Origin of the sequence: Pandoraea eparura (assembly GCF_902459725.1) — a bacterium.
Classification (GTDB): Bacteria; Pseudomonadota; Gammaproteobacteria; order Burkholderiales; family Burkholderiaceae; genus Pandoraea; species Pandoraea eparura.
On sequence record NZ_CABPSH010000001.1, the window covers coordinates 355,555 to 368,727 of the forward strand.

Annotated in this window: 16 protein-coding genes; 8 read left to right on the forward strand and 8 right to left on the reverse strand. The window is 62.8% G+C overall.

The window, feature by feature from the left end; all coding sequences use genetic code 11:
• The first annotated feature begins 17 nt into the window (after positions 1–17).
• Entirely contained in the window at positions 18–224 is a 207-nt protein-coding gene (gene cspD / locus PEP31012_RS01550; RefSeq protein ID WP_017232769.1) for a cold shock domain-containing protein CspD, read from the forward strand.
• A 798-nt stretch (positions 225–1,022) separates the two neighbouring features.
• Here cspD and PEP31012_RS01555 read toward each other — a convergent pair.
• The 4 genes from PEP31012_RS01555 to PEP31012_RS01570 form a co-directional block, all read right to left on the reverse strand.
• A complete protein-coding gene (locus tag PEP31012_RS01555; protein ID WP_150587596.1) occupies positions 1,023–1,337 on the reverse strand; it encodes a non-heme iron oxygenase ferredoxin subunit in 315 nt (104 codons plus the stop codon).
• A 13-nt stretch (positions 1,338–1,350) separates the two neighbouring features.
• Positions 1,351–1,824 carry an aromatic-ring-hydroxylating dioxygenase subunit beta gene (locus PEP31012_RS01560; protein WP_150587597.1) on the reverse strand — a complete coding sequence of 158 codons (474 nt, stop codon included), beginning with the start codon at positions 1,822–1,824 and terminating at the stop codon, positions 1,351–1,353.
• 12 nt (positions 1,825–1,836) lie between these two features.
• Complete coding sequence (locus PEP31012_RS01565) at positions 1,837–3,126, reverse strand: aromatic ring-hydroxylating dioxygenase subunit alpha (protein ID WP_246171096.1); 1,290 nt, start codon at positions 3,124–3,126, stop codon at positions 1,837–1,839.
• A gap of 83 nt (positions 3,127–3,209) precedes the next feature.
• The gene (locus tag PEP31012_RS01570) at positions 3,210–4,385 is read right to left on the reverse strand and encodes a 2Fe-2S iron-sulfur cluster-binding protein (RefSeq protein ID WP_150587598.1); all 1,176 of its coding nucleotides are present in this window, start codon (positions 4,383–4,385) and stop codon (positions 3,210–3,212) included.
• 166 nt (positions 4,386–4,551) lie between these two features.
• Here PEP31012_RS01570 and PEP31012_RS01575 point away from each other — a divergent pair, with 166 nt between their 5' ends.
• The gene (locus tag PEP31012_RS01575; protein WP_150587599.1) at positions 4,552–5,472 is read left to right on the forward strand and encodes a LysR family transcriptional regulator; all 921 of its coding nucleotides are present in this window, start codon (positions 4,552–4,554) and stop codon (positions 5,470–5,472) included.
• A gap of 27 nt (positions 5,473–5,499) precedes the next feature.
• Here the strand turns inward: PEP31012_RS01575 and PEP31012_RS01580 are convergent, their stop codons facing one another.
• A complete protein-coding gene (locus tag PEP31012_RS01580) occupies positions 5,500–6,243 on the reverse strand; it encodes an SDR family oxidoreductase (RefSeq protein ID WP_150587600.1) in 744 nt (247 codons plus the stop codon).
• 108 nt (positions 6,244–6,351) lie between these two features.
• On the opposite strand from PEP31012_RS01580, the gene PEP31012_RS01585 reads away from it, so the two are divergent.
• Positions 6,352–7,275 (forward strand): LysR family transcriptional regulator, encoded by a 924-nt coding sequence (locus tag PEP31012_RS01585; RefSeq protein WP_150587601.1) that lies wholly within the window; start codon positions 6,352–6,354, stop codon positions 7,273–7,275.
• Positions 7,276–7,531: 256 nt separating this feature from the next.
• Positions 7,532–7,960 carry a hypothetical protein gene (locus PEP31012_RS01590; protein WP_150587602.1) on the forward strand — a complete coding sequence of 143 codons (429 nt, stop codon included), beginning with the start codon at positions 7,532–7,534 and terminating at the stop codon, positions 7,958–7,960.
• Between the two features lie 74 nt (positions 7,961–8,034).
• On the opposite strand, the gene icd is transcribed toward PEP31012_RS01590, so the two are convergent.
• Positions 8,035–9,288 carry an NADP-dependent isocitrate dehydrogenase gene (gene icd, locus PEP31012_RS01595; RefSeq protein WP_150587603.1) on the reverse strand — a complete coding sequence of 418 codons (1,254 nt, stop codon included), beginning with the start codon at positions 9,286–9,288 and terminating at the stop codon, positions 8,035–8,037.
• A gap of 294 nt (positions 9,289–9,582) precedes the next feature.
• Between icd and PEP31012_RS01600 the strand changes: the two genes are divergently transcribed.
• The 4 genes from PEP31012_RS01600 to PEP31012_RS01615 all read left to right on the forward strand — a co-directional run bounded on the left by PEP31012_RS01600 (position 9,583) and on the right by PEP31012_RS01615 (position 11,470).
• The gene (locus tag PEP31012_RS01600; protein WP_150587604.1) at positions 9,583–10,173 is read left to right on the forward strand and encodes a pseudouridine synthase; all 591 of its coding nucleotides are present in this window, start codon (positions 9,583–9,585) and stop codon (positions 10,171–10,173) included.
• Between the two features lie 50 nt (positions 10,174–10,223).
• On the forward strand, positions 10,224–10,517 hold the full coding sequence (locus PEP31012_RS01605; RefSeq protein WP_217427098.1) for a hypothetical protein: 294 nt from the start codon (positions 10,224–10,226) through the stop codon (positions 10,515–10,517).
• Positions 10,518–10,644: 127 nt separating this feature from the next.
• Positions 10,645–10,854: a hypothetical protein gene (locus PEP31012_RS01610; RefSeq protein ID WP_150587605.1), complete on the forward strand. Its 210-nt coding sequence runs from the start codon at positions 10,645–10,647 to the stop codon at positions 10,852–10,854.
• A 136-nt stretch (positions 10,855–10,990) separates the two neighbouring features.
• Positions 10,991–11,470, forward strand: coding sequence for a DUF192 domain-containing protein (locus PEP31012_RS01615; protein WP_150587606.1), 480 nt, complete (start codon positions 10,991–10,993; stop codon positions 11,468–11,470).
• A gap of 49 nt (positions 11,471–11,519) precedes the next feature.
• Here PEP31012_RS01615 and PEP31012_RS01620 read toward each other — a convergent pair whose 3' ends face one another.
• Complete coding sequence (locus PEP31012_RS01620) at positions 11,520–12,260, reverse strand: HD-GYP domain-containing protein (RefSeq protein WP_150587607.1); 741 nt, start codon at positions 12,258–12,260, stop codon at positions 11,520–11,522.
• Positions 12,261–12,510: 250 nt separating this feature from the next.
• Positions 12,511–13,089 carry a superoxide dismutase [Fe] gene (gene sodB, locus PEP31012_RS01625; protein ID WP_150587608.1) on the reverse strand — a complete coding sequence of 193 codons (579 nt, stop codon included), beginning with the start codon at positions 13,087–13,089 and terminating at the stop codon, positions 12,511–12,513.
• Between the last annotated feature and the right edge of the window lie 84 nt (positions 13,090–13,173).

Genomic DNA, 13,173 nt, shown 5'->3' on the forward strand with positions numbered 1-13,173 from the left:
GTTGAGGGGAAGTTAGTATGGCAACCGGTACGGTCAAATGGTTTAACGACGCCAAGGGTTTTGGTTTCATCACGCCGGATGAGGGCGGCGAAGATCTGTTCGCTCACTTCTCGGCAATCCAGATGAACGGCTTCAAGACCCTCAAGGAAGGTCAAAAGGTCCAGTTCGAGGTCGTCCAGGGCCCGAAGGGCAAGCAGGCTTCGAACATCCAGGCACCTGCCTGAGGTAGCGCCGTTCGACGCATTGAAGACCCGGCTTCGGCCGGGTTTTTTATTGCGCCGCAGCAATGCATCGTGTGCCGATACATTTTTTGGGATCCATTCCGGAATGCCAAAAGCGACGCCAGTTTCCACTCGCTCGTAAAAGTTTTATGAAATTTATCGGCGCTTAATCCCTTATCCAGTTTGCTTCGTCGATATATTCCACTCCGTTATTAAAATGTCACTCCGCAATCTTGTACTGCGGAAATCCATTACGCACCCTGCTTATTTGGCTCAGTATTCTACGCAGCCGGCCGGTCAACCGATGCCCGATAGGCGCGAGTTAAGCATCGGAAAGAATGTATTGTTTAACGCGTCGACCCACGGAATCCAGTGCAGCCATGCGAATCACGCATGAATAACGTTTGTTTCTCGCGAATTTTTCATGAAACAAATGATTCTCCATCGTTTGACTGGCGAACTTCTCTGCCGACCTACCTCCCCCTCACCGCATCACCGCATCACCGCATCACCACATCACCACATCACCACATCACCACATCACCACACCGCCACACCGCCACACCGCCGCATCACCGCATCCCCACGCCGCCACATCGCGGCTTTGCCGCCTCCCCACATCCCCACATCCCCCACATCGTCGGTTCGCCGGTTCGTCGGTTCGTCGGTTCGTCGGTTCGCCGGCGCGTGCGTCCTGTCGTGAAAATGCGACGGGCCGCCCGAACCCTCTCAAGTTCGATAGGCGGCCCATAGGGATGCGCTACCCCAAGATGGGGCAACGCATCGGTCGCGGCGGCGGTGTCAGCCCAGATCGACGTAAACCTTATCGGCCTCGATACGGATCGGATAACGTCTCACCGCCTCGGTGAGCGGCGCACACATCGCCTCGCCGGTTCGCACGTCGAACTTCCCCTGATGCAGCGGACACTCGATCTCGTGCCCATCGAGAAAGCCATCGCACAGGCGTGCGTTGCCATGCGTGCAGGCGTTGTCTGTCGCAAACACCTCGCCGTTCACGTCGTACAGGGCGATCTCCCGCCCACCCACGAGCACCCCGATCACGTCGTCCTCGGGAATGGCGTCGCGCGACGCCGCCTCCATCCAGTTGCCACTCATGATGTGCCTCGTTTCAGATCGGATAGATCAGCGAGTTGGGAATCATCTCGCTGTCGAAAATGCATTGGCGCGACGCGAATTTCCATCCGTCGCCCGTTCGTTTGACGATGTCCAGATAGCGCCCGACCGACAGGATGTCGGTGAGTTGGTCCGGCTTCGTGCGAAATACCGCGTAGTTGGCCTCGACCTGCAGAGTGTCGTCGTCGAGTCGCCGAATGGCCGGCAGTCCGATCACGTGGCGCTGGTAGTACGGATCGTGGAACAGCGTGTCGCGAATGCCGTAGATGCGATCGCGCAGCATGCCCCGGCTCTCGAACGACAGGGTCGCCAGTGGCAGGCCCATCTCGAAGTTCTCGCGCGGCTGCACGCGATAGACGCAGTCGTCCAGGAAGAAGTCGGGCCAGGCATCCCACTGCTGCGTATCGAGCGCCGCCGCATAAGCGGCATTGAGCTCGATCACGGCCTGAAACGTTGCAAAATCCACCATCGCGTTGTCTCCTCAAACGCCCATGACACGGCGCCAATAGGCGTACATGCCGCGAATCAGGGTCTCCGTCACCATGTGTTCCGTGTTCTCCACCCCCGTGCCGCCCAACTCGGCGAGGGCGCGGTGCCAGGGCTTTTGCGCAAACCCTTCCTGCGAGCACTCGATGGCTTCGCCGTCGTCGGCCGACACGAAGCCGGCCGGGCCGAACAGGTTCGCCTGACGCAGACGGCGCTGCGTCATTTCCTCGGTGTCGTCTTCGAAGCCGAAATGCGTCCACACGAAATCGAACGCATCATGGCCGCGCGGCTGGATGTGGCGCGTCGAGACCGAATTGACCTGCTGCTGCAGGATCACGCTGGGGAAGAGCGTCATGAGCACGGCCGTCGGCCCTTTCCACCAGTCTTCCTGCACGATGTCGAGAAAGCGCGTGTCGTTGAGCGACATCGACGCCTTGAAGCTCGACACCCCCGAGGTCACTTCCCCGCCGCCGCCCTGCCCGCGCGTGGACACCATCGCGGCGTGACGCCCGTGCGCGTCCATCACCAGACGCGATTGGTTATCGGCGCGCCACAATCCGAACGTGACGAACCACGTGTGCAACAGCCCCGGGTGGTAAGGGTCCTTGATGTTCTCCTGCATCAGCTTCCAGTTCCCCGGAATGCGCTGCTTGTTGTAGCCGAGCAGTTTGAGCTTTCGCCCGTTGAACAGACGATCGAAGTAGGCGCAGATTTCCGGCCCGAGAAAGTCCTCGAGCGATTCGATGTCGTGATCGAACGATGCGAAGATCACGCCCCCGCGCGTGGCGATCTTGAGTCGGGTGAGGCCGTGATCTTCCGGCTTGAAGTCCTTCGGCATGCCGCCGTTGATCTTGCCGTCCTGCTTCACGCCCCGCCGGAACGGCACGCCCTGCAGATTGCCCTTCAGGTCGTAGTTCCACTGGTGATACGGGCAGTGGAAGTCCGTGCGGTTGCCGCGCTTCTCGCGACAGAACTTCATGCCGCGATGCGCGCAGACGTTTTCGACGACGTTGATGTCGCCCGCGGCATCCCGCGTCACGATGACGGAGCGCTCACCGATCACCGTGCGCTTGAAATCGCCCGGATTCGGCACTTCGGCTTCCAGCCCGACGTAGTTCCAGTGGTTGCGGTAGAAGCACGCGTCCAGCTCGCGCCGATACAGTTCCGCGTCCGTATAAACGCGAAAGGGAATGCGGCTCGAGCCCTCGGCGGGCCAGACGTCCGACGGCCGCGCGCCGGCGCACAGCGCCGGGTCGAACTCGGCGGTCTGCGGTGTGGTACTCATGATCGTCTCCTGAGGGGGATGCGGGGAAGGCCGGGGAGGCCGGGCAGGTGCCAGTGCGCTGCCGGCTGGAACTTCACCGGCGGTCATGCTGCCTTCGCGTAAAACGCGTCGGCGTAGATATGGGCGGCATCGATACCGCGCTCGCGCAGCAGCCGGGTGGCGGCGTCGACCATCGGCGGCGCGCCGCACAGATAAGCGCGCCAGCCCGAAAGCGCTTCGGGGGCGGCGTAATCGGCAGCGAGCGCATCCGTGACGTGCCCAAGGCGGAACCCCGGATTCAGTGCCTCGGGTGCGTCGGGTGCACCGGGTGCGCCGGGTGCGCCGAATGCTTCGGAGGCAGCGGAGGCGCCGGATGCAATGGATGTGATGGGTGCGCCCGGGGCATCCGCGGCGTCGGTCGTCGTCACGACTTGCAGGCGAATCCCGTCGTGACGCGACGCGAGTTCGCGCAGCCACGCAAGGCCATACACGTCCGCTGGCGAGCGCGCGCCGACATAGATGTCGATGGGGTTGGTCATGCCACGGGCGAGCGCCCCGCGCACGATCGACAGCACCGGCGCCAGGCCGGTGCCGCCGGCGACGCAAAGCATCGGCCCGTCGTGCCGCGTGCGCAGATACGACGTGCCCAGCGGGCCCGACACCCGCACGGCATCGCCGACCTTGAGCTGTTCGTCGACATAGCCGGTCACGGCCCCACCGGGCACCCGGCGGATATGGAATTCGAGCGTGTCGTCGGCGTCGAGTCCCGCCATCGAATACGGCCGGATATGCGCGGGGGTGAATTGCAGCGTGGCGTACTGGCCGGGCGAGAAGCTGAGCGGCTTCGCCGGCTTGAGCAGCAGGCGCTTGATGTCGTGGGTCAACGGCTCGATCGCGAGTACCGTCGCCTTGAGAATTTTCGCGGGATGCACGACCACTTCATCGACTTCCGGCAAGGCGATCTCGCAGTCGCCGTGGACAGTCGACTGGCATGCGAGCACGTAACGCGCAGGCGATGGCGTGCTTTCCGCCTGCCCCGCCGGGCCATTGCCATTGCCATTGCCATTGCCATTGCCATTGCCATTGCCATCGTGATGACGATATTCGACGCCTTCGGCTTCGCGCACCTCCCCCGAAACGACGCGACAGCGGCAGGTGCCGCAGCGTCCGGACAGGCAACTGTGCGACACCGGGATCTGACGATCGATGAGGGCTTTCAGCAAATTGTCGCCGGGCGCGACCTCGAAGCGTTTGCCGAGTGGCTGCACGTGAACTTGCATGGGGATAGTCTCCGTTCTGACGGCACCCGCCTAGGGCACCGCGTGTGGCGTTAGGACGCCGTTTGCAAGAAGCATCGCGCAAGCCGCGTTATAAACCAATAGAATTCAATTTATATGTCGTATAAATTTCAGTGATTTAACCGAGCATCGAGACGCGTTCCTCCCCATGGACCTGCATTCCGTCGACCTGAACCTGCTGGTGGTCTTCCAACATCTGTACAACGCTCGACGCGTGTCTCGCGTGGCAGAGACGCTTGGCGTGACGCAACCCGCGATCAGCAATTCGCTCGCGCGTCTGCGCAAGTTGTTCAACGACGAGTTGTTCATCCGCACATCGCGCGGCATGCTGCCGACCCCAATGGCCATCGAACTGGCCGAACCGGTCGCCGCGGCGCTGGATGCGCTACACGGGGTCTTCAATCGTGAGCTTGCCTTCGATCCGGCAACGAGCCAGCGTGCGTTTCAAATCGCCATGACGGACATCGGTGAAGTGCACTTCCTGCCGAAGCTCATGCACGCGCTGGGCGAGCGGGCCCCCGGCATTACGATCAGCACGGTGCGCAACACGGCGGTCAACTTGCAGGAGGAGATGGCGGCGGGTCAGGTGGATCTTGCCGTGGGGCATCTGCCGGATCTGACGACCGAGTTTTTCCAGCGGCGTCTGTTCCGCCAGAAATATGTGTGCATGTTTCGCCCCGGGCATCCGCTCGACCGGCCGACCAAGTCGCGAATGGCGCGGATGGCCCTCGAGGATTTCGAGCACGCCGAGCAGGTGATGGTGGTCGCCGCCGGGACCGGGCACGGCCGGGTCGACGATTTCATGGCGCGCGCTCACGTACAGCGCAACATCCGGCTGCGGGTGCCGCACTTCGTCGCGCTTGCCGACATTCTGCACGCCACGGATCTCATCGCCACGGTGACGGAGAAATTTGCCCAGCGCAGCGCGCAGCACTTCGGCTTGCGTTACGTCGACCATCCGCTGGACCTACCCGACGTGCAGATCAACCTGTTCTGGCACGCGCGCTATCACCGCGAACCGGCAAGCCAGTGGATGCGCGCGCTACTGTTCGAGCTGTTCTCGGAGTGAGGCGGCGAGCCGCCGCCCCGTTCCGAATCACGCGTTGAAACCGCCATCGATGGTCAGGCTGGCACCCGTCACGAAACCCGCCTCGTCGCTGGCGACATAAGCCACCATCGCTGCGATTTCCTCGGGATGCGCATGACGCTTGAGCGCCATCAGGTCGTGCATCATCGCCGCGAAATCCCCGGTAGCGGGATTCATGTCGGTATTCGTCGGGCCCGGCTGCACGTTGTTGACCGTAATGCCGCGCGGCCCAAGGTCACGCGCCATGCCCTTGACGAGGCCGACCAGTGCCGCCTTGCTCATCGCATACGTCGCGGCGCCCGCAAACGGCATGCGCTCCGCGTTGCACGAGCCGATATTGATGATGCGACCGCCCTCGCCCATGTGCGCGAGCACCGCCTTCGAGGCCACGAACACAGCGCGCACGTTCACGTCTAGCATGCGGTCGAATTCCTCCAGCGCAAGGTCGGCCACCGATGCCATCGAAAACACGCCGGCATTGTTCACCAGAATGTCGATCTTGCCGAGCGCGTGGGCCGCGTCGTTGATTGCCTGCGTCAGGGCGGCGGCGTCTGCTGCATCCACATGCAAGGCCATGGCGCGCCCGCCGGACGCCTGAATGCGCTCGACCAGATCCTGCGCCGCAGCCTTCGATCCCTTATAGGTGAACGCGACCGCCGCACCGCCATGCGCGAGCCGCTGCACAATCGCCGCGCCGATACCGCGCGAGCCGCCTGTCACGAAAGCCACCTTGCCTTGAAAGTTCGTTGCCATCTCATTGCTCCATTCGGTTAAGAGGTGAAGCCAGTATCGCGGGCAAATTACGCCTGAACTAGACCATAATCCCTATCATCACTTTCAACTTCATGGAATAGATGAACGATGGACGCCTTGCATCTGATCGAATCATTTGTCCTGAGTGCGCGTGCGGGCAGTTTCTCGGCAGCCGCGCGGCGACTGGGGATGACCCCTGCAGCGGTGAGCAAGAATGTGGCGCGGCTGGAGGGGCAGCTCGGCTTGCGGCTGTTTCACCGCAGCACTCGCAGCCTGACATTGACGGCGGGCGGCGAGCGATTCCTGCTGGACGTCGAAGGCCCGTTCGCGGCCCTGAACGACGCCTTTTCACGCGCCGCCGAGCGTGAGGGCACCCCGTCCGGTGTCCTCAAGGTGAGCGTGGCCCATGCCTTCGGCCGCCAGTATCTCGTGCCCCTGCTGGGCGACTTTCTTGCCCGCTATCCGGATGTCGTGCCGGATTGGCGATTCGATAACCGGGGCGTGGATGTGGTGAGCGAGGGCTTCGACGCCGCGATAGGCGGTGGCATCGAACTCACCCCCGGCGTCATTGCCCGGCGGCTGGCACCGACGTACGCCGTGATTTGCGCGTCGTCCGACTATATGCGCGCGCGTCAGGTACCGGGGCATCCCGCCGAACTCGCCACGTTCGACGCGATCGTCCGCCGCTCCGGAACGTCGGGCCGGCTGCGCGCATGGGATTTGCGAAACGCAATCGGTGAGCGGGTCAACGTCGAGGCGCGAACCCGCATGATTTTCGACGACCCGGAGGCGATGGCGCATGCCGTCGCGCTGGGCTATGGCGTGGCGTTGCTACCGATGCCGCATGCCGCGCCCCTGCTCGCGTCCGGTCGCATTCAACGGCTGTTGCCGGGCTGGTTCGAGGAATACGGTGGGGTGTCCATCTACTATTCGAACAAGAAGCAGCTACCGCTGCGCACACGCGTGTTCGTGGATCACGTTGTCCACGCGTTCGAAACCCAACGCCTCGCCGCGTATTTCGACGGGCGGTGAGTGGCCTCGGCAGCATCGCTCCCTCGTGCGCATTGCAACCAGCCGTGCGTGAGGCTACCGAGTCGAAGACCCAGCGGGTCGCGCACGTCGGCGCGCTGCGCGGCCCCTCGCGAAAAAGCGTGGCACAAAGACCCGACGCGCCCGTCCCTTGCGTTACGCGTACGCATGCACTGTAATGAAAGCGTTGTGCCGACGGCTTGTGCGGGCGCGGAGAACGCCCACTTGTCGGCCGCGAAAGGGGGTTGGGAGGTCCGGCATGGACACCACGACAACCGCATGGCGAGCCATGGTGCTCATCGCGTGCCTGCTGACGGCGGGCGCGACGCATGCACAGTCAGCGTATCCTCCGCCGACCCTCGCGGTGAGCGTGGGCGTCGGCGAGAAGGTGGCGATCTGGGTGCAACCCAATTTCAGCGTGCTTTGCCGCTCGATGGGCCAGCCGACGTTCGAACTCGACTCGACGCCCGCACTGGGTGAAGTCACGCCGGAATGGATCGACTACGTGGTTCCAGACGGACAACGCTGCGAGACGATGCATTTTCCCGGCATGGTCGTCTGGTACCAGGCGGGATCGTCGCCGGGCACGGACACCGTCGTCTGGACCGTCGGCTTTCCGCGCGAACTGACGAGCCGTGTGCCGAGCACCGGCGATCACCGCGTGAGCACCACTATCGTCGTGCATTAGGCCGAGCGCTCCCAGACGGAAGCGTCAGCGTTGCCAGGCGAGCGGCGGCACATCAGCGGCAAGCCCGCGGTGCGTTACATGTTGGCGATCATCACGTTGCCGAAGCCCGAGCACGACACCTGCGTCGCCCCTTCCATCAGACGGGCAAAGTCGTAGGTCACCTGCTTCGACAGGATCGACTTTTCCATCGACGCGATAATCAGATCCGCCGCTTCCGTCCAGCCCATGTGCCGCAGCATCATCTCGGCCGAGAGAATCTCCGACCCAGGATTCACATAGTCCTTGCCCGCGTATTTCGGCGCCGTGCCGTGCGTCGCTTCGAACATCGCAACCGAGTCGGACAGGTTCGCCCCCGGGGCGATTCCGATGCCCCCCACCTGCGCGGCGAGCGCATCGGAGATGTAGTCGCCGTTCAGGTTGAGCGTGGCGATCACGTCATATTCCGCCGGTCGCAGCAGAATTTGTTGCAGGAAGGCGTCCGCGATCGAGTCCTTGATCGTGATCTCCTTGCCCGTCTTGGGGTGCTTCAGTTTGCACCACGGACCGCCGTCGATCTCCGTCGCGCCGAATTCGTTCCTGGCGAGCGCGTATCCCCAATCGCGGAACCCCCCCTCGGTGAACTTCATGATGTTGCCCTTGTGAACGAGCGTCACCGAGTCGCGGTTGTTGTCGATCGCATACTGAATGGCCTTGCGCACCAATCGCTCCGTGCCCTCGCGCGAGACCGGCTTGATACCGATGCCAGACGTCTTCGGAAAGCGAATCTTGTTCACGCCCATCTCGTCCTGCAGGAAGGCGATCAGTTTTTTCGCGCCGGCCGATTCCGCCTCCCACTCGATGCCCGCGTAGATGTCCTCGGAGTTTTCGCGGAAGATCACCATGTCGATCTTCTCGGGTTGACGCACCGGCGACGGAACGCCCTTGAAATACTGCACCGGGCGCAGACACACATAAAGGTCGAGCTGCTGGCGCAACGCGACGTTGAGCGATCGAATGCCACCGCCCACGGGGGTCGTCAGCGGCCCCTTGATCGATACTACGTAGTCCTTGACAACCTGAAGCGTTTCATCGGGCAGCCATACATCCGGCCCGTAGACCCGCGTCGATTTTTCGCCGGCGTAGACTTCCATCCAATGGATCTTTCGCTTGTCGCCATACGCTTTGGCCACCGCCGCGTCGACGACCTTGAGCATCACCGGCGTAATATCCACGCCGGTGCCGTCGCCCTCGATGTACGGGATGATCGGATTGTCCGGCACGTTCAGGGAGAAATCCTGGTTGACCGTGATCTTCTCGCCTGCCGGGACCTTGATGTGCTGATACGACATGGTGGGCTCCAATGGGATGAATCGGACTGTGCGCGTCGAACGGGACGAAGGATGCCACCGCTCGCCGCAATACGGCTTTATTGTAGTCACAGCGTTCTATGGCGCGTTGACGCAAATCAAGTCTTATATAAGACATAAGACTGACGCTCTCGATTATGCATTAACATGACGGGGCTGACCAGCGCCGCACGCGCTCGGCGGGTGTAGCGCCATGGGGTCGAGCCCGGGTCGAGCGCCTGTCGAGCGCCGATCGCGCCCGACGGCATCGGCGACTTTCGATTCTCTTCCTTCGGTATGACACTTCTCGCACTCAACAAGCCCTTCGGCACGATCTGCCAGTTTTCGCCGCATCCGACGCGTCCCACGCTCGCCGAGTGCGTGACGCGCCCGGGCGTCTATCCGGCCGGACGGCTCGACGCCGACAGCGAGGGACTCCTGCTGCTCACCGACGACGGTCGTCTGCAGGCCCGCATCGCGGAGCCGGAACGCAAATTGCCGAAGACGTATTGGGCGCAGGTCGAGGGCGAGTACGACGAGGCGGCCGTCGCACGTCTGCGCGCCGGCCTCGATCTGGGCGATTTCGTTACGCTGCCGTGCGAGGCGCGTGAGATCGCAGAACCCGCCCACCTCTGGCCACGTCACCCGCCGATTCGCTATCGCGCCAGCATTCCGACCCACTGGCTCGAAATCACGCTCGTCGAAGGCAAGAACCGCCAGGTCAGACGCATGACCGCCGCCATCGGCAAACCGACGCTGCGACTGGTTCGTATTGCGATCGGACCGGTCGACGTCTTTTCGTTGAAGCTCGCCCCGGGGCAATGGTGCGAATTGCCGCAACAAATACTTACACTTCCCGGTCAACGAAGCCGTCGCGCCCCCCGTTGAGGGAACAGGTGCGCAACATACGCACCACACCGAAACGAGGAAACCAAGTCATGAACAAACTGCTGCTTGCCCTGAGCGCCGGCCTGATTGTGTCCGGCGCCGCGATGGCCCAACAATCGGCGCCGGCCACGGCGCCCCTCGCACCGGCGGCACCCGCAGCAGCGGCACCCGCAGCAGCGGCGCCCGCGATGGCGGCACCGGCGGCGGCACCGGTGGCGGATCACGCAGCCCCCGCAAAAATGGCTCCCAAGCACAAGACACGTCACCACAAGAAGTCGCACCACAAGAAGTATCACCACAAGTATCCGGCCACCAAGCAACCGGCCGTCGGTAACAAGCCGTAATACGTTTCATCGAGAAAATCCGCGAGTGGGTTGTCAACCGATGTCCTGAACGGGCGTTATAGGAAATGACTCACTTCGCGGGTCAACGAGTACATCACCCCAACATCGAGCTTCAACGAGGAATCTCATGAAAAAACTGATCGCTGCCCTGGTCGCTGGCCTGTTCGCAACGGGCGTGTTCGCCCAAGCTTCGGCTCCGGCCGCTGACGCTGCTGCTCCGGCAGCTGCCATGAAGCCGGCTGCCAAGTCGACTCACAAGAAGGCCCACAAGAAGTCGCACAAGAAGTCGCACAAGAAGGCTGCTGCTGCCGAAGCGCCGGCCGCTGCCAGCAAGTAAGTGCCACGTCGCGCAGCCTGGCTGCGCAACGCATGGTAATAAGCAGGTTGCTCACGCAGCCTGCTTTTTTTTCGCCCGGCGGCTACAATGGCTCGCCACGAATCTGACGTTCCCCCGATCTTTCCAGGAGCCGTTTGTGATCCGGATTCCACGTCAACTGGCCGCGCTCGCCGCCAGCACCACGTTTGCCGCCATCGCTGCCGTCATGGCCCTTGCGCCGGCCAGCGCCGCGGCGCAAATCAAGCAGGCCGGGCAGTTCCCGACCCTCCAGCTCTCCGCCGGCATGTATCTCATCAAGGCCGAGGTCGCCGCCAACGAGGCCGACCGCGAACAGGGCCTGATGTATCGCACCTCGATGCCCGCCAACGCCGGCATGCTCTTCGTGTTCGAACAACGCGCCGGCCACTGCTTCTGGATGAAGAACACCGATCTGCCACTGTCGATTGCGTTTCTGGCCGACGACGGCACGATCGTCAACATCGAAGACATGGCACCGCAGACCGAAGACAACCATTGCCCGCGCGCCGCCGTGCGTTACGCACTGGAAATGAATCAGGGCTGGTTCAAGAGCAAGCACATCGGCCCGGGCGCAAAGATCTCCGGCCTGCCGCGCTGAGCGTCCTTGAGCGTTCTTGGTCGCTCCCGCAGCGACCGACGCGTCGCGTTCAGTACGCGCCGCTCGATAGCGCCAATGCCGGCCCGAGTGAGCGCTCGAGAAAGCGATCCAACAACCACGGATCGAAGTGACGCCCGCGCTCGGCGAGCATCGCCTCGACGATCTGCGTGGGACTGAGCGCCGCGCGATACGGACGGTGACTGGCGAGTGCGTCGAATACATCGACCAGCGCCACGATGCGTCCGGCCAACGGAATACGATTGCCTGACAGCCCTCTCGGATAGCCGCCACCATCGTATTGCTCGTGATGTGTACAGGCGACGGTCGCGGCCAGCTCACATGCCGCGCCTCCGAGCGCGCTGAGCATCTCGGCCCCCACTCGCGGATGCGAGCGCATCACGCGCACCTCATCGGGCGTCAGCTTGCCCGGCTTTTCCAGTATCGTGTTCGGCACACACAGCTTGCCGGTGTCGTGCAACGCCGCCGCAAGCCCGAGGGCCTGCGCCTCGACGGCGCGAATTCCCAGGGCTTGGGCGAAACGCCAGGTAAGCGCACCGACACGCCACATATGCGTGGCCGTACCGCCACGCTTGTGTTCGGCCAGCCGAAAGAGTGTCCACGCCGCTGGGGGCAGGCTGCGCATGAGACGGGCGTCGGCAAGCCAATGACGGGGCGAGCCGTGTCGCGTGCCGTCATGGAAGGTATCGTTGCAGGGCGCTTGACGCGAGGCATCGCGGGCGCCGGGGGAGATGGCGAAGCGGATAGCGCGCGATGATGCAGGGTCGGGCATACGTCGTTCGATCGGTTTGAAGCGCACACTCTAACGACGCGCAAGCCCGCAAATATTGATCGCGATCAAGCCGGCAGCAGACGCCTGCCATCCGGTAACCGTTGAAAACCAAAAGCCCATCGCAAGCGATGGGCTTTTGTCTTGCCGGCGACGCCGGACGCTCGGGTTGGGCGCCTGACGTCACCTGGGTGACGCGTCGCCGGCATCCACTGTGCCGACTGCGTCGAGCGGCAACATCCGGGTGCCTCGATTACGCGAAGTTCTTCGCGGCGAAGTCCCAGTTGACCAGATTCCAGAATGCCTCGACGAACTTCGGACGGGCATTGCGGTAGTCGATGTAGTACGCGTGTTCCCACACGTCGATCGTGATCAGCGGCTTGTCCGCGCCGGTGAGCGGCGTGGCGGCGTTGCTGGTGTTGACGATGTCGACCGAACCGTCGGCCTTCTTCACGAGCCACGTCCAGCCCGAACCGAAGTTGCCCACGGCCGACTTCGAGAACGTTTCCTTGAAGGCGTCGAACGAGCCGAACTTCGCGTCAATGGCCTTGGCCAGATCGCCCGACGGCGCACCGCCGCCATTCGGCGACAGCGTGTTCCAGAAGAACGTGTGGTTCCACACCTGCGCGGCGTTGTTGAACACGCCACCCGACGACTTCTTGATGATGTCTTCAAGGCTGGCGTTTTCGAATTCGGTGCCCTTGATCAGGTTGTTCAAGTTGGTCACATAGGCTTGGTGATGCTTGCCGTAGTGATACTCCATCGTTTCCTTGGAGATGGTCGGCGCCAGTGCATCGATGGCGTACGGCAGTTCAGGGAGCTTGTGTTCCATGGCAATTGTCCTTTGTGCTCTGAGGGGAACCCGATTTTGCGTTATCCGGAGCCATCGATTCTAGGGCAGATGCGATAACCCCGC

What these genes read in the sequence shown, in the direction of transcription:
- cspD (WP_017232769.1), top strand. Translation starts at nt 18, where the DNA reads ATGGCAACCGGTACGGTCAAATGGTTTAACGACGCCAAGGGTTTTGGT.
- PEP31012_RS01555 (WP_150587596.1), bottom strand. Translation starts at nt 1,337, where the DNA reads ATGAGTGGCAACTGGATGGAGGCGGCGTCGCGCGACGCCATTCCCGAG.
- PEP31012_RS01560 (WP_150587597.1), bottom strand. Translation starts at nt 1,824, where the DNA reads ATGGTGGATTTTGCAACGTTTCAGGCCGTGATCGAGCTCAATGCCGCT.
- PEP31012_RS01565 (WP_246171096.1), bottom strand. Translation starts at nt 3,126, where the DNA reads ATGAGTACCACACCGCAGACCGCCGAGTTCGACCCGGCGCTGTGCGCC.
- PEP31012_RS01570 (WP_150587598.1), bottom strand. Translation starts at nt 4,385, where the DNA reads ATGCAAGTTCACGTGCAGCCACTCGGCAAACGCTTCGAGGTCGCGCCC.
- PEP31012_RS01575 (WP_150587599.1), top strand. Translation starts at nt 4,552, where the DNA reads ATGGACCTGCATTCCGTCGACCTGAACCTGCTGGTGGTCTTCCAACAT.
- PEP31012_RS01580 (WP_150587600.1), bottom strand. Translation starts at nt 6,243, where the DNA reads ATGGCAACGAACTTTCAAGGCAAGGTGGCTTTCGTGACAGGCGGCTCG.
- PEP31012_RS01585 (WP_150587601.1), top strand. Translation starts at nt 6,352, where the DNA reads ATGGACGCCTTGCATCTGATCGAATCATTTGTCCTGAGTGCGCGTGCG.
- PEP31012_RS01590 (WP_150587602.1), top strand. Translation starts at nt 7,532, where the DNA reads ATGGACACCACGACAACCGCATGGCGAGCCATGGTGCTCATCGCGTGC.
- icd (WP_150587603.1), bottom strand. Translation starts at nt 9,288, where the DNA reads ATGTCGTATCAGCACATCAAGGTCCCGGCAGGCGAGAAGATCACGGTC.
- PEP31012_RS01600 (WP_150587604.1), top strand. Translation starts at nt 9,583, where the DNA reads ATGACACTTCTCGCACTCAACAAGCCCTTCGGCACGATCTGCCAGTTT.
- PEP31012_RS01605 (WP_217427098.1), top strand. Translation starts at nt 10,224, where the DNA reads ATGAACAAACTGCTGCTTGCCCTGAGCGCCGGCCTGATTGTGTCCGGC.
- PEP31012_RS01610 (WP_150587605.1), top strand. Translation starts at nt 10,645, where the DNA reads ATGAAAAAACTGATCGCTGCCCTGGTCGCTGGCCTGTTCGCAACGGGC.
- PEP31012_RS01620 (WP_150587607.1), bottom strand. Translation starts at nt 12,260, where the DNA reads ATGCCCGACCCTGCATCATCGCGCGCTATCCGCTTCGCCATCTCCCCC.
- sodB (WP_150587608.1), bottom strand. Translation starts at nt 13,089, where the DNA reads ATGGAACACAAGCTCCCTGAACTGCCGTACGCCATCGATGCACTGGCG.